19 protein-coding genes and 1 pseudogene are annotated in these 19,044 nt (G+C 61.8%); 10 read left to right on the top strand and 10 right to left on the bottom strand.

Annotated features, from left to right (window positions below; genetic code table 11):
* Nucleotides 1-576 carry a TetR/AcrR family transcriptional regulator gene (locus tag CD928_RS22380; protein ID WP_052209045.1) on the bottom strand — a complete coding sequence of 192 codons (576 nt, stop codon included), beginning with the start codon at nt 574-576 and terminating at the stop codon, nt 1-3.
* A gap of 148 nt (nt 577-724) precedes the next feature.
* On the opposite strand from CD928_RS22380, the gene CD928_RS22385 reads away from it, so the two are divergent.
* Nucleotides 725-2,086 carry an efflux transporter outer membrane subunit gene (locus tag CD928_RS22385; RefSeq protein ID WP_255247307.1) on the top strand — a complete coding sequence of 454 codons (1,362 nt, stop codon included), beginning with the start codon at nt 725-727 and terminating at the stop codon, nt 2,084-2,086.
* Between the two features lie 524 nt (nt 2,087-2,610).
* Here the strand turns inward: CD928_RS22385 and CD928_RS22390 are convergent.
* Complete coding sequence (locus CD928_RS22390; RefSeq protein ID WP_011607925.1) at nt 2,611-3,180, bottom strand: recombinase family protein; 570 nt, start codon at nt 3,178-3,180, stop codon at nt 2,611-2,613.
* A 140-nt stretch (nt 3,181-3,320) separates the two neighbouring features.
* Between CD928_RS22390 and CD928_RS22395 the strand changes: the two genes are divergently transcribed.
* From CD928_RS22395 to CD928_RS22425, 7 genes and pseudogenes are all read left to right on the top strand, one after another.
* Nucleotides 3,321-6,290 (top strand): Tn3 family transposase, encoded by a 2,970-nt coding sequence (locus CD928_RS22395; RefSeq protein ID WP_053556553.1) that lies wholly within the window; start codon nt 3,321-3,323, stop codon nt 6,288-6,290.
* Nucleotides 6,291-6,342: 52 nt separating this feature from the next.
* A pseudogene (locus CD928_RS22400) lies at nt 6,343-6,762 on the top strand (cation transporter); the annotation flags it as partial.
* A gap of 109 nt (nt 6,763-6,871) precedes the next feature.
* Complete coding sequence (locus tag CD928_RS22405) at nt 6,872-7,054, top strand: hypothetical protein (protein WP_058801116.1); 183 nt, start codon at nt 6,872-6,874, stop codon at nt 7,052-7,054.
* A gap of 3 nt (nt 7,055-7,057) precedes the next feature.
* Complete coding sequence (locus tag CD928_RS22410) at nt 7,058-7,960, top strand: hypothetical protein (RefSeq protein ID WP_095389299.1); 903 nt, start codon at nt 7,058-7,060, stop codon at nt 7,958-7,960.
* On the top strand, nt 7,957-8,415 hold the full coding sequence (locus tag CD928_RS22415) for a hypothetical protein (RefSeq protein ID WP_095389302.1): 459 nt from the start codon (nt 7,957-7,959) through the stop codon (nt 8,413-8,415). The genes CD928_RS22410 and CD928_RS22415 overlap by 4 nt, the downstream gene beginning before the upstream one ends.
* An 87-nt stretch (nt 8,416-8,502) precedes the next feature.
* The gene (locus tag CD928_RS24085) at nt 8,503-8,904 is read left to right on the top strand and encodes a GFA family protein (protein WP_141237232.1); all 402 of its coding nucleotides are present in this window, start codon (nt 8,503-8,505) and stop codon (nt 8,902-8,904) included.
* A 57-nt stretch (nt 8,905-8,961) separates the two neighbouring features.
* The gene (locus tag CD928_RS22425; RefSeq protein WP_037555858.1) at nt 8,962-9,165 is read left to right on the top strand and encodes a hypothetical protein; all 204 of its coding nucleotides are present in this window, start codon (nt 8,962-8,964) and stop codon (nt 9,163-9,165) included.
* Between the two features lie 43 nt (nt 9,166-9,208).
* Here the strand turns inward: CD928_RS22425 and CD928_RS22430 are convergent, their stop codons facing one another.
* Together CD928_RS22430 and CD928_RS22435 are read right to left on the bottom strand one after the other, a co-directional pair.
* Nucleotides 9,209-10,390 carry a tyrosine-type recombinase/integrase gene (locus tag CD928_RS22430; protein ID WP_235211535.1) on the bottom strand — a complete coding sequence of 394 codons (1,182 nt, stop codon included), beginning with the start codon at nt 10,388-10,390 and terminating at the stop codon, nt 9,209-9,211.
* Nucleotides 10,387-10,677, bottom strand: coding sequence for a hypothetical protein (locus CD928_RS22435; protein WP_037555859.1), 291 nt, complete (start codon nt 10,675-10,677; stop codon nt 10,387-10,389). The genes CD928_RS22430 and CD928_RS22435 overlap by 4 nt, the downstream gene beginning before the upstream one ends.
* A 210-nt stretch (nt 10,678-10,887) precedes the next feature.
* Between CD928_RS22435 and CD928_RS22440 the strand changes: the two genes are divergently transcribed.
* Complete coding sequence (locus CD928_RS22440) at nt 10,888-11,829, top strand: hypothetical protein (RefSeq protein WP_095389305.1); 942 nt, start codon at nt 10,888-10,890, stop codon at nt 11,827-11,829.
* A gap of 325 nt (nt 11,830-12,154) precedes the next feature.
* On the opposite strand, the gene CD928_RS22445 is transcribed toward CD928_RS22440, so the two are convergent.
* Both CD928_RS22445 and CD928_RS22450 read right to left on the bottom strand, forming a co-directional pair.
* Nucleotides 12,155-13,138: a ParB/RepB/Spo0J family partition protein gene (locus CD928_RS22445; RefSeq protein ID WP_095389308.1), complete on the bottom strand. Its 984-nt coding sequence runs from the start codon at nt 13,136-13,138 to the stop codon at nt 12,155-12,157.
* Nucleotides 13,139-13,360: 222 nt separating this feature from the next.
* Nucleotides 13,361-14,569 carry an AAA family ATPase gene (locus CD928_RS22450; RefSeq protein ID WP_095389424.1) on the bottom strand — a complete coding sequence of 403 codons (1,209 nt, stop codon included), beginning with the start codon at nt 14,567-14,569 and terminating at the stop codon, nt 13,361-13,363.
* Nucleotides 14,570-15,135: 566 nt separating this feature from the next.
* Here CD928_RS22450 and CD928_RS22455 point away from each other — a divergent pair.
* Complete coding sequence (locus CD928_RS22455) at nt 15,136-16,431, top strand: replication protein RepA (protein WP_095389311.1); 1,296 nt, start codon at nt 15,136-15,138, stop codon at nt 16,429-16,431.
* Nucleotides 16,432-16,743: 312 nt separating this feature from the next.
* Here CD928_RS22455 and CD928_RS22460 read toward each other — a convergent pair whose 3' ends face one another.
* The 4 genes from CD928_RS22460 to CD928_RS23550 form a co-directional block, all read right to left on the bottom strand.
* Nucleotides 16,744-17,394 carry an SOS response-associated peptidase family protein gene (locus CD928_RS22460; protein WP_095389313.1) on the bottom strand — a complete coding sequence of 217 codons (651 nt, stop codon included), beginning with the start codon at nt 17,392-17,394 and terminating at the stop codon, nt 16,744-16,746.
* 107 nt (nt 17,395-17,501) lie between these two features.
* Nucleotides 17,502-18,104, bottom strand: coding sequence for a hypothetical protein (locus CD928_RS22465; protein ID WP_255247299.1), 603 nt, complete (start codon nt 18,102-18,104; stop codon nt 17,502-17,504).
* Nucleotides 18,105-18,168: 64 nt separating this feature from the next.
* The gene (locus CD928_RS22470; protein WP_095389317.1) at nt 18,169-18,825 is read right to left on the bottom strand and encodes an SOS response-associated peptidase family protein; all 657 of its coding nucleotides are present in this window, start codon (nt 18,823-18,825) and stop codon (nt 18,169-18,171) included.
* Nucleotides 18,826-18,834: 9 nt separating this feature from the next.
* On the bottom strand, nt 18,835-18,996 hold the full coding sequence (locus tag CD928_RS23550; RefSeq protein WP_160292470.1) for a hypothetical protein: 162 nt from the start codon (nt 18,994-18,996) through the stop codon (nt 18,835-18,837).
* Between the last annotated feature and the right edge of the window lie 48 nt (nt 18,997-19,044).

Raw genomic sequence — 19,044 nt, forward strand, 5'->3', positions numbered from 1 at the left:
TCAGGCCTCCACCGTCGCGGGTTGGATCAGGGCTAGGAACCGCGCCACCACCCGATCCACTGTGTCGGCTGTCTCGCTTTCTCCGGTCAGCCCGGGCGCTAGAGGCAGAACCAGTACTTGCCCCAGGGCGAAGCCGACTAGCGACAGCGCGACTTCCCTGGCGGGCACGTCCAACCTGCCTTTCCGCACTGCCGCGACGATGGAATGAAACGGCTTTTGGAGCACTGTGCGCGAAAGGGCGGCGATGCGGGCTTCGTCCCCGTCCAGCAATTCCCGATAAAGCAGACGGGCGAAGATCCGGTCGGTCATGAGCATCTGGACGAACCATCGAACGAAGGCTTCGATCTGGTTCGAGGGATGCCGGGCCAGCCACGCATCCAGCTCCTGGGCGCGGGCCTCGAACACCGAGGCAAGCGTGGCCTCGATCAGGTCGGCCTTGTCCCGGAAATGGTAATAGAGGTTGGCCTGCGTCACGCCGACCAGCTTGGCGATGTCCCGCATCGACACGGCCTTATAGCCGCGCTCCGCGAACAGGCGGGCGGCTGTGTCGAGCAGTTGGGATCGCATATCGGACATCAGAAAAGCTCACTTGTTGAACGACCGTTAAGTGCGCTAGTAAGCGATTCGCCGATGGCTGTCCAGCGGGCTTGTGCCGAGGCGATCCGAACCGGAGATTCTGCCAATGCGTGTGCTTCCTCTTGTCCCGCCGCTCCTGCTGATACCGATGCTCGGTGGATGCATGATGGGGCCGAATTTCCATGGGGCACCGCCGCCGCCGGCTTCGATGAGCAAGACCTTCGTGCGCGCCGATCAGGCCGCGATGCCGGTACCGCCGCAATTGACGCCATGGTGGCGGACCTTGAACGACCCGCTTCTCGATCAGCTGATCACACGCGCGCTGTCTTCGAACCCGTCCATCGAGGTGGCCGAAGCGCGCGTCCGACAGGCGCGATCCCAGATGCGCGGCGCGCGCGCGGCCCTGGCGCCGGTTGTCGGCGCCGGGGCCGGTGCGGGGAATATCCAGGCACCGGGGTTGGTGACGGGCGGAGAGGCCAAATCCTCGTCGCTGTTCCTCGCGGGGTTCGACGCGCTGTGGGAGATTGATCTCTTCGGCGGCGCGCGACGGAACATCGAGGCGACGCGCGCGCAATTCGGCGCGGCGCAAGCCGATGCGGACGATACGCGTCTCACTCTGACTGCAGAGATCGCGCGCCAATATATCGCGCTGCGCGCAAGCCGGCAGCGTCTGGAGATTGCCCGCTATTTGCTCACCAACCAGCAGAAGATCGCCGATCTCACCGCGCAGCTCGAAGGGGCGGGCAAGGTGTCGCGTATCGAGCGCGAGCAGACCGACCGCGGCGTGGAGGCCAGGCGACAGACGGTTGCTGCCCTGGAAGCGGAAGTGAACGATCACAAGGACGCGATCGCCGTGCTGGCGGGAGAGGCACCGGGTGCGCTCGACACCATGCTCGATGGGCCCGGCACGGTTCCGCTTCCTCCGGTCGAGGTGGAGGTAGGCGATCCTGCGGCCATGCTTGCACGGCGTCCCGACATCAGGGCAGCCGCGCAACGTCTTCACGCCGCAAACGCCGGTATCGGCGTGGCGGAAGCTGCCCGGATGCCCAGGGTCAGCCTTGCCGGCGTAGTCGGTCTTGGCGGCGCGCTGAAGGGCGATATCACGAGTGCGGACAATCTCTGGTCGGTCGCGGGCCCGACGATCCAGTGGAATCTGGCCGACTTCGGGCGCGGGCGGGCAGGTGTGGATCAGGCTGTCGCCGGTCGCGATGAGGCTGCAGCAGGGTATCGCGCCACGGTGCTCGCCGCCCTCCAGGATGCGGAGGGCTCGCTCAACCGGTTCGGCGAAGCCCGCAAGATGTTTGCGATGCAGGCGCGCAATGGCCTATCAGCCGTTCACAGCAATGACCTTGTCCAGCAATCCTGGCGCGTGGGGCGATCTTCCGCGCTCGTGGCTCTGGCCGCCGAAAATGAGCAATTGGCGGCAGAAGATCTCCTGGTCCAGGCTCGCATGGCTCTGACAACGCAGTTTGTTGCGCTCCAAAAGGCGTTGGCGATGGGGGTGAACTGATAACCGTCGAGTCTGGGAGATGATAACGGATTGTATATCATCTTCTCTGGCGGCTGCATGTTACATGGTATTTGATGCGGGTGATCTCGTGTTCGTCGGCTTTTGCATCGTAAGAGCGGTGTCTCACACCCACCTTGTGCGTGTGGGGGTGAGTGCTGTGGCGCGTCGCCATGGGTTGGATCCGTCGCAGATTTGCGCCTGGCGCAAGAACTTGCATCGGCAGTTGGTGGACCACAGATTGGCGCCGTTAGCGGCAGAGCCGGTCTCCGAAACGTTTGTGCCAGCACTGATCGAACCGACCGTTCCACCGGCACCTGCCGCTTCTCCAACTCCGGCGCGACGCGGCAAGCGGCGACGGCCATGGAACTGGAGATCGACGGCGTTGCGGTGAAGATCGCGAGTGGCGCCGATGCTGGAATGATTGCGGCCGTGATCGAAGCGGAGGGCATAGCGTGGAAAGTACGCTAAACAACGCTAAGCGAGAACGCATGGCGAACGCTCGATGCGAACGGACGGGCGCTTAATCAGGCGGGCCGTTCGATTCCCATCCTACGCATTTCGCGATAAATGGTCGATCGGCCGATGCCGAGTTGCCGCGCTGCTTCGGTAGGCGAGATACGAGCTTCGACCAGCTTGATGGCCGCATCCACTTTGGACATGTCCAGCGGCTGACGGCCAGGCTGTTTGCCCTTAGCACGGGCGGCGGCAATACCATCTCTGGTTCGCTCAGAAATCAGCCGTCGCTCAAAATGGGCGATGGCCCCAAACACATGGAAGATGAGCTCGCCGGCAGCTGACGAAGTGTCGATCTTTTCTTCAAGGCTCAGGAGCGCGATGCCCTGACCGCGTAGCGTCTCAACCGTGGTGAGAAGTTCGGCAAGCGAGCGCCCAAGCCGATCGAGGCGGACCACCGCCAGCGTGTCACCCTTGCGGGCATAGGCGATTAGCTCAGCCAGACCGGGCCGTTCCATGCTCTTACCTGAAATGACATCGGTGAAGATTTTGATGGCGCCAGCCTTCTCCAGACGCATGGTCTGGCCCGCAACGTCCTGATCGCCGGTGCTGACGCGGGCATAGCCCAGAATATCACCCATGCCGCACGTCTCCCAAACGGTCGTTCTGTGGACGCTATGGAGGGCAGCCGCTGCGCCCCACCCATATCCGTCCACATACTATGTCTCTTTACTCCTCGCTGTCCATAGGCCCAGATGACCTTTTGTGGACAGGAAACGGCATGACGAAGCGCAAGCATCAACTCCTGACCGAGAGCGAACGCGATCAGATACTCGCCATCCCGACCGATCGCGACCATTTGGCCCGGCTCTATACCTTCGAGCCTTCCGATATCGAGATCATCGGCGCGCGACGGGAGCGACGGAACCAGTTGGGCGTGGCGCTGCAACTCGCGCTCCTGCGGCACCCGGGCATCACGCTTGCGCAGTTGATACAGGACAGGGGAGCAATACCCCATGATCTCGCCGCTTTCGTCGCGGAGCAACTTGGTCTGCACGTAACCGAGCTGGCCAACTATGCGGCGCGGGATCAGACAATGACGGATCATGCCCGTGAGCTGGCGGCGCGTTTGGGGCTTCGGGGGCCAACCCGCGCCGATATTCCCTTCATGGTCGAGGCGGCCGCGAGAACGGCATGGGCGACCGACAAGGGGATGACGATTGCGATGGGCGTGGTCACCGCCCTGCGCGAGGCCCGGATTTTGCTGCCGTCCATCTCCACCATCGAACGCGCCAGCAGCGCGGGACGTGCCCGCGCGCGCAAGCAGGCCGCCCACGCCCTGATCGCCGATCTCAGCGCCGAACAGGTCCAGGCCCTCGATCAGCTCTTCGACGCCGCCGGCGGCATGAGCCATCTCGCCTTGCTTAAGACCATCCCCGTCGCGGCCAAGCCCGATCACGTCCGCCAGATCCTCGACCGTCTGAGGCAGGTGCGGAAGATCGGCATTTCCCCCGACGTCGCGGGCCGCATCCACGCGGACCGATTTCGGCAATATGTCAGGGAAGGCCGTGCGTCGCCTGCCTATATGATCGAGCGCTATATTCCCTCCCGGCGACGCGCCACGCTCGTTGCCTTCCTGCTCGATCTTGAAGAACGGCTGACGGACAGCGCCCTGGAGATGGCGGACAAGCTGATCGGCGGCATCTTCACCCGCGCGAAGAACGCCCAGGCGCGCAGCTATGCCGCCACGTCGAAGAACGTGGCCCGGCTGATGCTGATCTTCCGCAGGACGATCGACGCGCTCACCGATGCAGTCGATACTGGCGAAGATCCTATGGAGGTCCTGGATGCCTCAGTAGGATGGCACACCCTCCTGAAGGCCAGACCGGAAGTGGCGACGATCGCGGAAACCGCCAATCTTGATCCGCTGAGGGTCGCGGCCGACCGCTATGCGACGTTGCGCAAGTTCGCCCCTGATCTGCTTGAAGCGCTGCAGTTCAGGGCCGGAAAGGGCAGCGCGAAAACGATTGCCGCTATCGAGATGCTGCGCGACCTCAATAGGTCGGGCAAGCGCGATCTGCCTGCCGACGCTCCGATGCCCTTCCGCAAGGAATGGCAGAAAATCGTCATGGGCGATGACGGCAAGATCAATCGGCGGCTCTGGGAAATCGCGACTATCGCGCATCTGCGCAACAAGCTGCGCTCCGGTGATGTCTGGGTGGAACGATCGACGGGATACCGCCAGTTCGACAGCTACCTGCTAAGCGAACCGAAGGCCAAGCCGATCGTGTCGGCTCTTGGTCTGCCACCCACAGCCGGCGAATGGCTCGAACAGCGGGGCCGCGAACTGGACTGGCGGCTGAAGAAATTCGCCCGGAGCCTGAAGCGCGACGCTCTGGAGGGTGTGCGATACCGCGACGGCCGCCTCCAGATATCCCCCGTTCGCACGATCGCAACGCCCGACGCCGAAGCCCTGGCCGACCGGCTCGATGCGATGATGCCACGCATCCGTATCACCGAACTGCTACATGAGGTGGCGCAGGAAACTGGCTTTCTTTCGGCGTTCACCAACCTGCGCACCGGCGAGCTATGTCCCAATGAAAATGCGCTGCTCGCCACGATCCTCGCCGACGCCACCAATCTCGGCCTGTCGCGCATGGCCGCCGCGAGCCAGGGCGTCACGCGCGATCAACTCCTATGGACCCATGACGCCTATATCCGCGACGAGAGCTACCGCGCGGCGCTCGCCGTCCTCATCAACGCGCACCACCGCCTGCCATTCTCGCGGGTATGGGGCGACGGCACAACGTCCAGTTCCGATGGTCAGTTCTTCAGGGGCGCGAAGCGCGGCGCATCGGGCGGCGACATCAACGCCCGCTATGGCGTCGATCATGGCTTCAGCTTCTACACCCATGTTTCCGATCAGCGCGGGCCCTACCACGTCAATGTGATCTCGGCCGCCACGCATGAAGCGCCCTATGTCCTCGACGGCCTCATCAGCCATGGCACCGATCTCAGGATCGTCGAGCATTACACCGACACCGGCGGAGCGACCGATCATGTCTTCGCCCTGTGCGCGATGCTGGGATTTCGCTTCTGCCCGCGCCTGCGCGACTTTCCGGACAGGCGGCTTGCGCCGATCGCGCCGGTTTCGGCCTATCCGTCCATCGCCCCGTTGTTGGGCAAGCGTATCCGCACCGACATCATCAATGAACAATGGGACGACGTGCTGCGCCTCGTGGGGTCGATCAAGGCTGGCCACGTCGCGCCGTCGGTCATGCTGCGAAAGCTCGCCGCCTACGAACGGCAGAACCAGCTCGACGTCGCACTACAGGAGATCGGCAAGATCGAACGGACCCTGTTCATGCTGGACTGGCTTGAAAATCCCGATCTGCGCCGGCGATGCCATGCCGGCCTTAACAACAGCGAGCAGCGCCATGCCCTGACGCAAGCGATCTACACCTTCCGCCAGGGCCGCATCATCGACCGCAGCCATGAAGCTCAACAATATCGGGCATCAGGCCTCAACCTAGTCATCGCGGCGATCGTCTATTGGAACACGATCTACATGGCCGACGCCGCCCAGCATCTGCGATCGGCAGCGGCCCCGGTCCCCGATGATCTGCTTGTCCATACGTCGCCGGTTGGCTGGGAGCATATTGCCTTTTCCGGCGATTTCCTCTGGGATCGAGCCGCCGCTTCCGCTGGCCGCAAGGCCCTCAATCTTCCGCCGGACAGCCGCGCCGCCTAAGCGTTCCTCGGTTGTTCTCCCTTAGCGTTGTTTAGCGTACCTTCCACGCTATGCCCTCACCCGGGGCATGAAGTGGAAGACCCGCGCGGCCACGGCCTCGGGCGTTATGCTTCTGATTTTCGCCGGCGGTGTGCTCCTCGATGTCGGACGCCGATATCTTCAAGGCAGCGAACCGATCGGCACGACGATGATGATCATGTCTGCGGTTGCCGCTATAGTGAACTATACGTGTCTTCGGCTATTGCAACGCATCGAGAAACCCGACGTAAATCTTCGGGCCGCCACCACATTCAGCTTCAACGATTTCATCTCGAACGGCGGCATCCTGATAGCCGGCGTGCTTGTCTGGTGGCTGGGAACGAACTGGCCCGATTTGCTTGTGGGGTTCGCAACCGCCCTCATCGCCATCAAGGGCGGCATAGAAATCTTGCGGGATGCACGCCGTGAAAGTCAGCAAAAGGCGGCAAAATGACGGCTTCGCGCCTTTAGAAGTTACGGCACCCTCACAGTATCAACGGGAGGCGCCCGACGACTCTGGCCGGTCCCTTTACCTTCGCTGCCGGAGGCATTAGATTGCAGCCATGGCAAGCGTAACAACCCCTCGCGAACAGGCAGAGACCTCGGAAGCCGCCCGCAAGGTCGGCGGCTATGTCGAGCTCTTGCGCCTGCAGGACGAACGCACCGCGATCCGCCGGCGCGGCCTGATCGCGAAGCTGACCAAGAATCCCCAGACTGGCCGTTTCAAATATATCGCCGCGAGCTGATTCATGACGCTCACGCTGGCCGTCCTCGCCAGCATGCTCATTCTGCTACCCGGCCTGACCTTTCTTGGCTTCTGGAATCTGAAAGGTGCGCGTAGCGGCGCTGCACGGCCCGAATTGCCTCTCGGATCTGCAACAACACTGCTGCTCGCCGTGGGGATATCTCTCATGGCCCATTTTCTCGGCTGGGCTTGCGTCGAGTTAGCGCGGAACCTCTTCATCGCAATTCCAGATATTTTGCCCGCGACTGGGATGATGTGGACGCCGATCGAGACGCTCCTTCGCCCCGCGGGGACGTATCAGCCGATCGTCGCAAACCCAATCGAAGCAATGGTGCGATATGCCGACGGCGGGCATCTCCAGATGCACGAGCTTGCCATGTTCAGCGGGCTGGTTGTTCTTGAATCGTTTCTCGTCGCCAAGTTCGTCTCACATGACGGATTCGACCTCGTGTTCGACGGCACCGACCTTAATGGCCAGGGGTGGGTCTATCACCATTACCTCAGGCCGACCCAGCATGGCTATCGGCCCGTCTGCCATGTGCTCACCACCTTTCAGCAAAACAACCTGGGGATCGGCTATATCGGCGCGATTGCCGACATTCGGCATAGCGAGAAGGGCGAGCTGCTCTCGCTGGCGCTGCTCAATCCCGACCGGTTCCTGTTTCAACTGAAGCCCGCCGTCGCCGGGAAGAAATGGCAGGAGCCAGGTGAGAAGCCGAAATTCGACAGCTATGGCCGTGAACGGATAGGCGGCGTCGTTGCTCTTGACGGGAAGTCGGTCGCAAATCTATTGGTGCGGACACTCGACAAGGCCCTGCTCGATGACATCGAGACCGAGTCAAAAAACACCCCAGACCCAGAGCCGGAGTTCGAGGACACCGCTGCCCTGCCCGTGGCCGAGCTATGATTAAACTGCTCGCCTTCCTCGCGGCGCTGATCACATTCGCTGCCCTGATCTTCGGTCTAACCGTACTAATTTGTGCGCCTTTCCATTGGCTCGCGATTGCCTTCATGAGTTATTGCCGACCGCGTCTGGTGCTGGCGCGCGCTGCCATATGCTTCATGACAATCTGGCTGCTTGCGATCATTGCGCTACCGCCGGGCACCGGCGCCCTAATCGGTATGCTGCTCGCTATCTTTTTAACTCCCTGGCCCGCCCGTGTTTGGGCGAACCACGCTGCGTTTCGCGCGGACGATTCCGAGCAGCGGTCCGCAGCCGCCGACATCCGGAACATGAATTGGGAACGCGAAGGCTCCCGGCTTCGCGTGACGGCTGACAAGCCTTGGCGCGAATATATCACCGACAGCGAACGGGCCCGTTTGATCTCTACCTATCAGCTGCCGGCGTCGTTCCCCCGATAATCAGCCAACTAAAACTGAACGCCATATCGCATCGCGCGATCAAACTTTATTGGCCACGCAAGCGCATGTTGATGAAAGGTTCGAGAAATGACTACACCGGGAAGCTGCTTGTGTCGTGCGGTGCGATACGAGATCGATGAATTGGCAAGCCCCATCGGATTTTGTCACTGCCAAACTTGCCAAAAGGCCCACGCCGCAGCGGCTGCCCCGACGGCCCGGGTCCGACGCGACAACTTCCGTTGGCTTGCGGGTAGTGAGCTCGTCAAAGGCTATGAATCATCGCCTGGCAAGGTGCGCCATTTCTGCAGCCAGTGTGGATCGCATATCGTTGCTACACGCGTTGGGCACGACGAATGCGTTCTGCGCGTTGCCACCCTCGATGCCGATCCGGGAGTTCGCCCTGCGGTGCATATCTGGACATCTCATGATGTTTCCTGGCTGGTGAGCGACAATCTTCCGATGATTCCCGAGGGCCTTTCGTTGCCATGATTTTTCATCCCGCTTCCTGGTTGTTATTCTGCTCCGGTATCACATAGGTAGGCACGCATGGACAAAACACCGACAGACGAATCCGCCCAGGTTGGCAACGCCTTCGCCAGCGCGCAGGACTTAGCACATGACATGATCGAAAAGGGCTATGACCCGCAGGCGATAGCCGAAGGCCTGTTAGAAGGCGCTCGCTCCGTGCTCGCGAACAATGAAGAATTTGAGGCCGTGCTCGGCCGCTGGAAAAAATTGCACGGCCAGTGATCGGCGGCGCGAATGATCCTCATGGGCTCCCAATAGCAGCAAACTATGCCTTCGCTTCACCGCGCCGCATTCGCCCGATGACGCGCGCCGCGGCATTGCTACCGGCAGCGAGCTCGCGAGCGTAGCCGAGCGCGGTCGTCGGCGACGACCAGCGCAGCGCCAGCGCGATCCCGGCGCCGTCCTCGCCGGCGGCGAACAGATCCTGCGTGAGCCCGACCCGGAACGAATGCGCGCTCAGCGCCGCCACCGCATCCTGACCGGGTTCGACAACCGCATGACCTTCCTCGATCGCCGCGGCCGCGCGGCGCCGCAAGATCGAGACAACCCCTTGCCGCGTCAGCGCATGGCCGCCGATATGATGGCTCAGAACCGTCTCGCCTTCATCAGCGCCTTTGTGGGTCAGGATATTGATGCGGCGGAACACCGGGCCGTCGGCGATCCCGCTCGCGGTCAGCCAGGCCGAGAGCCGGTCCATCGTCTCGGCCGAGAGCCAGACGATAGCCCCCGCCCCCTCCTGGTCGGTTTTCGAGCGCGGGATGGTGAGGCGGCCGCTGCCGTCGGTCATCAGCCGCAGATCCGCAACCGTCGCGGCGACGAGCTCGGAGACGCGAAGCCCCCCATCATAGGCCATCGAACAGAGCGCAGCATCGCGCAGCCCGACCAGATCGGTTGAACATGCCGCGAGCAGGCTTTCGATCGTCAGCCCGCCGGGTTCGCCCTCCCCGTCCGGCTCGGGCTCGGCCGACGACGGCGCGCCGGGCTCCGGCATGGCGCGGCCGAGGCGCAGCGGCGCGGCCTGGCGCTGGCGGACGCCCGCCTTGCGCCGGATGCCCTTGAGCGTGTCGCGGACCATACCCGCCTGCGTCGGCAAGGCTTCGCTGTCGCCGAACCCGAGGATCCGGTGAACACGCGCGATGCTCGCGAGGCGCCGCGCCAACGTCGCCGGCTTTGCGGCCGCGCGCGTCTCGGTCGATCGCGCCAGCCAGCGCAGATAGAGGACGAGGGTTTCGGGGGCCGCGGGAACCGCGGTCGCGATCGGCCGCTGCAGCAGACACCAGCGCAGATAGCATTTGAGGTCGGCGACGATCGCTGCCTTCGTCGCCGGCGCCATTGCGTCGGCCGCGGCCTCGATCGCCAGCGGCTTCGCCTTGCTCCAGTCGACAAGGCGGCCATGCGCGGACAGCACCAGCTCGAGCGACGAAGGCAACGGCGCGAGCTCGGTCATCGGCCGTGACCCGGCACGTCAGCCGAAAGGGATTGAGCAACGAGCGCGGCGCCCTTGGTCGACAGCTGCCAGCCCGCCCCGCCGCGCGGGCCCGGACTGTCGTCGACCAGCCCGCGCGCTTCATAATCCCACATCAGATCGAACGCAGCCTCGCGCGCGCTGACGCGGTTCGCAGCGACGCTGCGCTGATTGAGCGCACGCGCGATCGCGGCGGCCGAGCGGCGCGCGCCCACGTCGGCACCGAAGAGCTGGCGAAGGTCGGCCGCGATACGGTGATCGATCGTCATGGCGCGCCCTCCTTTTCGCGGCTCCGATGGCGCGCGATTCTCGGCCGAACGGCTCGATTTGGCAAGCCTGGTTTTACCATAATGTCCGATTATGGAAAGTCCGAAGAGTTCACGGGGAATAGATAGGATACTAAAATGCCATTTCGGTAAACTCTCGTTTTGACGCCGATTCCGCCCACGGCTATGATTGCCGCGCCACCCGGAGCCGCCATGTCCCCCTCCCCTCACACAGTCGCCATCGCCTTCCGGCAAGGTCAGATCGATGCGCTCGCGCGCACCCTTTTCGCCTCCCCTGCCCTCTATCCCGCGGAAATGCGCCAGTGCTTCGCGCTTCGCACGCTTGTCCGCGCCTGGTCGCAGTACCGCGAGGACCGCGCGGTCATGATGGGCGAAAACCTCATCGGCGGCGAATGCGCCGCCGAACGCGACGCCTTTCTCACCCTACTCGCGGCGGCCCTCCCCGACCCGCGTTCGGATCTCGCCCGGGCTATCCAGCGCGTTCGACAAACCGCCATTAGGCCCCTTGCCGCGGAGGCCGCAGCGACCGCGGTCATCGTCGACGCCGGGCTTGAAGAACTCGAGGCCGTCCGCCTGGTCGCCGCGAGCCCGAACCTGCCTGCCGACCCAGCGGCCCGTCTGCTCGCCATCGTTCGCAGACTACGGCGATCGGCCGACGTCGATGGCGATCCCCTGTCCGCCACCGCGACGTCGCCCTGTTGGGCGGTCAACCTGCTTGCCGTCGCCGAGCCCGCTCTGTTCGGCCTCACACCGCATCCCCTGCCCTTTCCCGGGCTCGTGTGCCGGCGATTGTTTCGCGCCGATCGCGACGCCGATCGCGATCGCGACGACATCGCCGTACTCGTGCTCGAGGCATTGCATGAGTCGCTCTGCGACATTGCTCGCATACCGCGCGCTGCGGCGGCGTTTGGCGAGGCGTTTCCGGCGTTGAGAGAGCATTCGCGGCTGCATTCCGTTTGGATGCTGCTTTTCGCCTACGGCTCTATAACACCTGCTCAGCTGGCAAGAGCACTACCCTGCACGAAGGCCGGTGCTGCAAAACTCCTTCGCCAGCTCGCAGGCCAAAGCTTCGCCGTTACGCACGGGAGATATGATCCATATGTCTGCAATTTGCGCTTTTCCGTGGATTACTAGTCCATCGCCAATCACAGTTTCGGGCCGCTTGTAGCACGGCGGCCCAAATGATGCAGTCGCCTCGATAATGGCAGGCGCGCAGCCCCGCTTCTTATCTCGCCGCGCCGCGATAGCCCTATGCGTCAATCCATGAACCGAGAGCCTTCTATTTAGGTCACAGTGCCGGGTAGCGCCTTGTCGCCCTCCCGGCGCTGCTGGTGCTCGTCCGGCGTCATTCCCTGGCCCACAATCATTCGCAGATCGGTTCGGGACGAGCACCGCCGGGGTGAGCGAGCCGGAGGCCCGGCCTGCTGGCCGAGATCACCAACCGAATTGCCCGCTGGCGTCAGCGTGCTTCGAGTATTCCCTCGATAGCCCGTAGCAATTCCTCCCGCGACGCTCCCGACTTCGGAAGGATCTTCAGCGTCATTCCGCCCCTCGGGCTGTGGCTGTAACGCAAGATCGCCTTGTCGCCCTTCCCTTTCACCTCGATTTCGCCGCCGGCCTTCTGACGCTGGCTGACGGTCGCCCTGATCAATCGCTTTGCGACTTCGGGACCAGTCAAGCGAATACCGAGATCATCGCGTTCGGCGACTATTGCCGCAGCCTCTTTCACCATCAGCTTCATCGGGCGATCCTCGCCGCAAAGCGGCTTGATGTCCCGCGCAACGCGTACGGTGATATCATGACGATCTGCGAACGCAGCGATGATAGCCTCAGGGAGTCGAACGACATCGAGTAGACGACTGAGCCAAGATCTCGAGATTTTGAGATGCTCGGCCATCTCATTCTGGGAGCCATTGTAGAACTCTGCCAGAGCCCGCGAGTATTCAATCCCGCGCTCCCAGTCAGTAATGTCCTTCCGAGATCTGTTCTCGACGTCTGAAACGCGGAACGCCTCTTCGTCGGTTACACTCTGGATCGTTACCAAATAATCATATTCCGGGTGATGATGGTCGCGGAGCCACTTGACCGTCCACCAGCGCCTGACGCCGGCGACGATTTCGAAGTCAAAATCCGGGTCGCCTTGCAAACGCCGGACGATTGCCGGGATGCGCTGCTTCTTAGCCGCGAGGAATGCATCGATGAGATCCCGGCAACTCTCCTCCGTCAGATGATCGAGGTCACGATTGTGAAGGCGCCAAGGGCGGCACCTAGCGGGATCGACCCATTCGGTTCGGTCGGTCACCATCTTTCCTGACGCAATCCGGGCAAGCGTCTGGCTCCTGCTGGCCATGATGCTTTCAGCGGGCGCGGTAACATCCAACTCCGCCTCATCGTCCAGACCTGCAGTGAGGCTGCTGCCGAACCCTTTGTTACCCTTTGCCATTATTCATCTTCCTAGTTTCTCTTCTCGAGCGAGCCAAGTTGCCACGTGGCAACTCGTGCTCAATTCCGCCCGTCACGAGCTGACGGACAACCCATTGAACGATCAGCCAGCTAAGACACCACCGCCAATTGCCTAAACGACTGAATTCGACTGAGAGCGGAGCATCAGATTGTTTTATAACGGCATTTTGGCCTAGCGTGTCGCTAGTTGCCACGTGGCAACTCACCGCCGATCGCCTCCCGCCCTGCTCTCCCAAGTCCGCAGGACCTCGACTTCGATGTCCTGACAAACTTCGGTCAAAAGACGGACGCTGCGCGTGTGAACCCCGTGCGACGTGACAGGCCGATCGAGTTCGAACACCGTTTTCATGCGGGAACTCGCATTGTCGATTTCGGCGCTCGTCCGAAGCACCGAATTGATCATCGATCCGCCGAAGACCTGCCGCATCATCGAGAGAATCTCCCGGTGCATTGACTTGCTGTCATCCACGCGGCTCGCGACGATCTTAATGAAATTATAGGCTGGCTTGGCCCTCCCCCCAAGGCGCTCAAGCTGCGCCATGGTGGTCCGCGCCATATCGATGAAGGACACAGTCGAGGCAAAGTCGATCACGCTCGGCGGCATTGGAATAACCATGGCGTTGGCAGCTTGGAGCACCGCCATCGACACCATGCCAAGTGCCGGCGGCGGATCCATGATCACGACGTCATAATCATCGACCACGTCTTCAATCGCCTGTGCGATCATATCGATGATGTCGAAGCTTTGATTCTGCGCGAGATAGCCCGCAATCTCGTATTCGAGATTGTACAGCTTCAGATTGGCCGGGATCAGATCCAGGCCGTGGAAGTGCGTCTTCCGGATGATCTTCCGAACGCCGAGCAGCTCCGGGTTATGGAAATGCCCGTAAAGAGTATCGTCCTCGCCAAGATCCACGTCGGGCCGATAGCCAAACATCATGGTCGTGCTAGCTTGGCTGTCGCAGTCAACGAGAAGCACGCGATATCCCCGAATTGCAAAGTGCTGAGCCGCGTGCAACGCCAAGGTCGTCTTTGCGACGCCCCCCTTGAAGTTCGAAATCGAAATGATCGCGGGCGTGTCGGTTGCCGCTCTCCAGGGCCGCGTTCCGAATACCTCGCGCATCTGGTCGAGTTCCTCGAGCGAATAATGCACCCGATGCCCCGATCCGGTACGGCCCCGCTCGGGCAGGCGGCCATCCCGTTCGGCTTCTCTGATGGCAGAAGCCGTGCGACCGACCAGCGCCGCGGCCTTCGAAATCGGGAATGTCGGACCCTTCTTAGCGCCCGTTTCCGGATCGATCGCGCCGTCCCGAATGCGTTTAAGGATCGTAAGCGCTTTCCGGTGGAGGGTACCGAGATCATCGCTCATGAGATCATCAGTTTGCGCGTCGAAGGTGGGTTCTGTCGCCATTTCTGCCATTTCTTGTGAGATTGGTGCCCCACATTAGCGTTGTTGGCAGTTTCGAGCAATAATTGACCACCAATCCTACAACTCGACCGATGATCTCCGAGCCGTTTTCGAGCATGACAATCACTCTCTCCCCGTCAATGGATCCAAGACCGATGATGTTGGAGCCGCTTGGAACACCCGCCAGCTGGAGGATTGGACGAGGGCGATGTCATGGTGATCGGCTAGGCCGTTGAGCAGCAAAGTGAGCGAACGACTACCGATGATCTCGGTGCAAGCCGATGATTACGGTGCGTTTTTCCGATGAACTCGGTGCGAGACAACCGATGATGTCGGAGCGCATACCTATACTCTCTGAATCCCTATAGAAATCCGATTCGCGAATCGCTTTTTCAATTTTCGGGAGGGAAGGGGGTTCGCCTGCACAAACTGCTCCGAGTTCATCGGTCAAGTTGGAGGTTTCACCCCCAGATTACCGCCAAAACTGCCAACATGCTTGCTTTCCATCACCAAACCTGTTGATACCGAGGTCATGGAAAGGCCCCGGACTCGGGGAAGGGCGGCGCATAATGAATGGGGATAGCTCGAAGCCGATCGGACACCAATACGCGCTCGCCATGCTGGATGGCGGCGAGGAGAAAGTCCGCTCGGTGGCGCTCGCTGCCGGATCCCAGCTTACCATGGACGCCTTCCTCCGTGTCCACGACGAAGAGCCGGTTCCGGCCTTCCTCCACTCAGCGCTTTGCGCGATGTCGCTTCCAACCAAGCGACCAAAGGATGACACGCTACCGATCGTGCGCGAAGATGGCCGCTACGCCTTGGCTATCAACCCGCGTCCGGTTCTCCAAACGGTGGACGGTAAGTCCGTCATGCGCAGCCTGGGCGTGCCTTACGGTGCTTATCCGCGGGTGGCCCTGATTTATCTCCTTTCACAGGCCGTCTCGAAACAGTCTCGCGATGTCTATCTTGGGCGCAACTTCACCGAGTGGATGCGACGCCTTGGATATCAGACGATTTCCTACGGTCCGCGCGGTACGGCCAACCTAATGCGCGAGCAGGTCGACAGACTGCTTGCTTGCGAATGGCAGATCCGGTGGGACGGTCAGGACGCCGGCGACAACGCATTTGCCGTCCGCGACGTCAAGATTTCAAACGAGTATGCTGGCTCGCTCGACAAGAATGGCGCCTTCGCTCGCGAGATTCGCATGTCGGAGGCGTTCTACAGCCATTTGGTAGATCATGCCGTGCCTTTGAACGAGGTGGCAATTCGCGAGCTCAAGGGTATCCCTACCGCGCTCGATCTCTACACCTATCTCGCCTACCGTCTGCCGCGGATCACGAGTGAGAGGGGACAAATCATCTCTTGGGACCAGCTCGCAAAGCACCTCGGCAATGAAGCGGATAGCAAGCGGTTCCGGCAAACTGTTCGTGAAACCATGCAGATCGTCTCGGCCGTGTATCCGAACGCGAATGTGGATCTATCGGGACGGAAGGTGGTGCTGCACCCTTCGCACGCGCCGATGGAGCGCAAGCTGGTCGGTCCCCATCTGCGACTTGTGGATTCGCGCCCAGCCAAAACGGCACCGAGATCATCGGTGTCTAAAGCAGCGGCGAAAGCTAAGCTCGACTCAGCCGAACAGCTGCTGCCATTTCCTTCCGGATCGTTGACCTATGGGAGCCGGGAAGCAGCCTTCCGGGCGATCGGTCTTGATAAGGGCAGCCCTTGGGCCGTCGATACCATGGCCGAAGCGTTCCGGGCCGGATTCCCGGATATAAAAAAGCTCCGGACGGACGCGGAGTGGCTGAGGGTCTGGGAAGCCTTCGTGCTCCGCTATGCCGAACGGCGCAAGTATTCCGGTGATTGACCGATGAACTCGGAGCGGTTTCAGCCCGCTTGACGGCCTCTGATCGCCGGGATTGAGGAAAGCGCGCCGAACTCGAATGGCCAGACCGGGCAAATAATTAGACCCCAAAAGGACAGGTGGCCACCGGAGCGCGGTACTTCTCCCGAGACCGGATCCCAGCATTTGCTAGCCAGTTTTGTGCAAATTCCGGTCGGTGTGCGAAGCTTTGACGACGAACCGCCGATACCTGCCCAGGGGAGACCGAGTTACGCCCCCAATCGGTCAGGATGAGCGCCGGACGGCGCGAACGTGGGTAGTCCCGAGGCGATCGGGCTATAGAAGCATCGCCGGCTTCCCACCTGAGGGCCAACCGAGCCATGGCTCGTCGGAAGGCGTGATAGCCACGAGCTCGCTAGGAAACGCGCGTTCCTGGAATGCGATTAGATCGTCGAAGCTGCCATGAAGCCACTGGTCATATTCGTGCTCGTGGAGGAGGACTGGCATCCGATTATGGACTTTCGCTGCGACCTCGTTCGCATCGGTCATCGCACCCGAATAGACCGGACCCCATTCGGCACTGTCGCGCCACAAGCCGCCCCATGCAAAAATCGGACGGTCTTTCAGGGACAGCCAGGTTCGGGTCTTACTTCCCTTGATCCCCGCGGGTTCCGCCCAGGCCGTTAGCGGAATCAGGCAGCGCCACTGCGGTTTACGGGCGAGGCCCACCCACATTGGTTTGCGCAGATCCGCGATATTATTAACCGCCTTGGGCTTCGAACCCGGCTTCATCGAGGCTAACTTCAGAGGAAATCCCCAACCCATCGATTGAAGAATTCGTCGACCGCTTTCAGCGCGGACCACCATACCGGGCGCGCCGGGGTGAACTGTCGACGGTGCATTAGTTGCAACGATGTCGGGAACGTCTACGCCAAAGTGGGCTGCGACTTCAGCGGCGCTGAGGCGCTCCGTATAGAGATTGCACATGGCTTGCGGCCCTTTCCGAGCTGGGAACGCTGCATAGGAAGGTGCGTAGCGCTAAAGCGCCGGAGGAGGAACGCCAAAGATCCCCGCATTCTGCGCTTACGGGCACTTCAATAAGGCGCAACAAGCACGGCACCGGGCAGGGGATCGGCATGACCCCAGAATTGAACAACGGCGCGTGCATAGCGCCGAAGTTCGTCCTGACCGATCCGCAACTCCTCACTCGTCGGCACCGGCGCGGGGGCGATATCGTCATAATCGAAGGATATCCGAGTCCAGAGTTGCGGGGCCTTCGCGAGCAATTTCGTGCAGGCGCCGCCATCGCCATGCCTGGCGACATTGGCGGCGAGGTGCATTTCGTGGAGATCGCTTGCCACGCCGATCGCACCCACATCGATCGCAGCGATTTCCCGCGCTGCTCGTGACAGATCGGTTGCGCCAGAGAACTTCACGCCGTGCGCCCGAGCCCACCGCGCGAGCTGGCGTTCGAACAGCCCGTCGAGCGTGAGGACAAAGGCCTTGGCGGCCTCGTTGACCGTGTAGTTGTCGATTTGCGCGGCGCACCGATCAAGGAATTCATCCATATCTGACGCTTCGCCCACAACCAGCGTTTCGTGCGTCGGAAGGTCGCCAAGCGTCTTCAGGATGACGCGCTGATAAAAGCGGTCAACGTTCGCCTGGAACGTGCGCGGCAGCATGTCTCTATCGGCCATTGTCATGCCCATAGCGGCGAGAAGCCTCCCGCGTGAGCATCCAACGTGCCATACGATCCCCGTCTCATTGCAAAGCGAGTTGCGGCTCGGGTGGCCCTTTGCCGCTGTTCCAGCGATCATCGGTCGGCTCGACGATCATTCGTTCGGCGGCGAACGGCGGGCGGAACTGGAACCCAATTACTTCGCGAACGGAGCCACGAAACCACTGATCCCACTCGGCGCGCTCAAGGAGCACCGGCATCCGGTCGTTAGTCGGCATGACCGCCGCATTCGCACCCATCGTCATGCCGGCATAGACAGGCCCTTGGTCCGGGAGGTTCCGGCAGAAACCCGCCCACGACATGATCGGCTGATCCTTCACCGAAAACCAGGTCCGGGTCTTCGCGCCGGGGGTCCCGTCGGGGTTTCCGAAATGGGTCAGCGCGATGAGACAGCGATAGCGCGGCTCCACCACCATCTCTTCCCACATCGGATTGGTGAGGTCGGCGACAAGCCCGATGCGCCCCGGCGGCTCGCCGCGCTCGCGCATTTCGCGGGTCAGGCGCGGAAAGCCCCAGGTGACGGGCCGCAGCAATCTGCGACCGCCCTTCTCGAAGATGACGAGACCGGTCAGCCCTTCCTTGATGTCGCCTTCGGGCACTGTGAGGGCCGCCGGCGATTCGGCTTCGAAATAAGCCGCCACATCGCTCGCGCTCGCCGCGATGACATGAAGCCGCGACATGGCCTCAACTCACCACGGAATCTCGTCATCGGTGATCGGCTCCAGATCCGGTGTCTGGACCGCTGCCGATTCGCCCGAGTCGCGGTCTCGCATGGCGCTCTCCGCTGTGCCAACAGCCTCCGAAGGCGTTTCGCCCGACAGGCGAAGTTTGAGGGGCTTGCGCTTCTCCATCCCGTTTTTCCTTGATCTTTCATGCCATTAGTGGGGCCACCGCGGTCG

The sequence above is a fragment of the Sphingopyxis sp. GW247-27LB genome (assembly GCF_002277025.1).
In the GTDB taxonomy this organism is placed as follows: Bacteria; Pseudomonadota; Alphaproteobacteria; order Sphingomonadales; family Sphingomonadaceae; genus Sphingopyxis.

Coding starts and splice junctions, on each gene's coding strand:
- CD928_RS22450 (WP_095389424.1), bottom strand. CDS start 14,569: ATGGCGACAGAACCCACCTTCGACGCGCAAACTGATGATCTCATGAGC.
- CD928_RS22460 (WP_095389313.1), bottom strand. CDS start 17,394: ATGTGCAATCTCTATACGGAGCGCCTCAGCGCCGCTGAAGTCGCAGCC.
- CD928_RS22425 (WP_037555858.1), top strand. CDS start 8,962: ATGGACAAAACACCGACAGACGAATCCGCCCAGGTTGGCAACGCCTTC.
- CD928_RS22410 (WP_095389299.1), top strand. CDS start 7,058: ATGACGCTCACGCTGGCCGTCCTCGCCAGCATGCTCATTCTGCTACCC.
- CD928_RS22445 (WP_095389308.1), bottom strand. CDS start 13,138: ATGGCAAAGGGTAACAAAGGGTTCGGCAGCAGCCTCACTGCAGGTCTG.
- CD928_RS23550 (WP_160292470.1), bottom strand. CDS start 18,996: ATGGAGAAGCGCAAGCCCCTCAAACTTCGCCTGTCGGGCGAAACGCCT.
- CD928_RS22455 (WP_095389311.1), top strand. CDS start 15,136: ATGAATGGGGATAGCTCGAAGCCGATCGGACACCAATACGCGCTCGCC.
- CD928_RS22415 (WP_095389302.1), top strand. CDS start 7,957: ATGATTAAACTGCTCGCCTTCCTCGCGGCGCTGATCACATTCGCTGCC.
- CD928_RS22435 (WP_037555859.1), bottom strand. CDS start 10,677: ATGACGATCGATCACCGTATCGCGGCCGACCTTCGCCAGCTCTTCGGT.
- CD928_RS22470 (WP_095389317.1), bottom strand. CDS start 18,825: ATGTCGCGGCTTCATGTCATCGCGGCGAGCGCGAGCGATGTGGCGGCT.
- CD928_RS22380 (WP_052209045.1), bottom strand. CDS start 576: ATGTCCGATATGCGATCCCAACTGCTCGACACAGCCGCCCGCCTGTTC.
- CD928_RS22430 (WP_235211535.1), bottom strand. CDS start 10,390: ATGACCGAGCTCGCGCCGTTGCCTTCGTCGCTCGAGCTGGTGCTGTCC.
- CD928_RS22385 (WP_255247307.1), top strand. CDS start 725: ATGCTCGGTGGATGCATGATGGGGCCGAATTTCCATGGGGCACCGCCG.
- CD928_RS22390 (WP_011607925.1), bottom strand. CDS start 3,180: ATGGGTGATATTCTGGGCTATGCCCGCGTCAGCACCGGCGATCAGGAC.
- CD928_RS22440 (WP_095389305.1), top strand. CDS start 10,888: ATGTCCCCCTCCCCTCACACAGTCGCCATCGCCTTCCGGCAAGGTCAG.
- CD928_RS24085 (WP_141237232.1), top strand. CDS start 8,503: ATGACTACACCGGGAAGCTGCTTGTGTCGTGCGGTGCGATACGAGATC.
- CD928_RS22465 (WP_255247299.1), bottom strand. CDS start 18,104: ATGGCCGATAGAGACATGCTGCCGCGCACGTTCCAGGCGAACGTTGAC.
- CD928_RS22395 (WP_053556553.1), top strand. CDS start 3,321: ATGACGAAGCGCAAGCATCAACTCCTGACCGAGAGCGAACGCGATCAG.
- CD928_RS22405 (WP_058801116.1), top strand. CDS start 6,872: ATGGCAAGCGTAACAACCCCTCGCGAACAGGCAGAGACCTCGGAAGCC.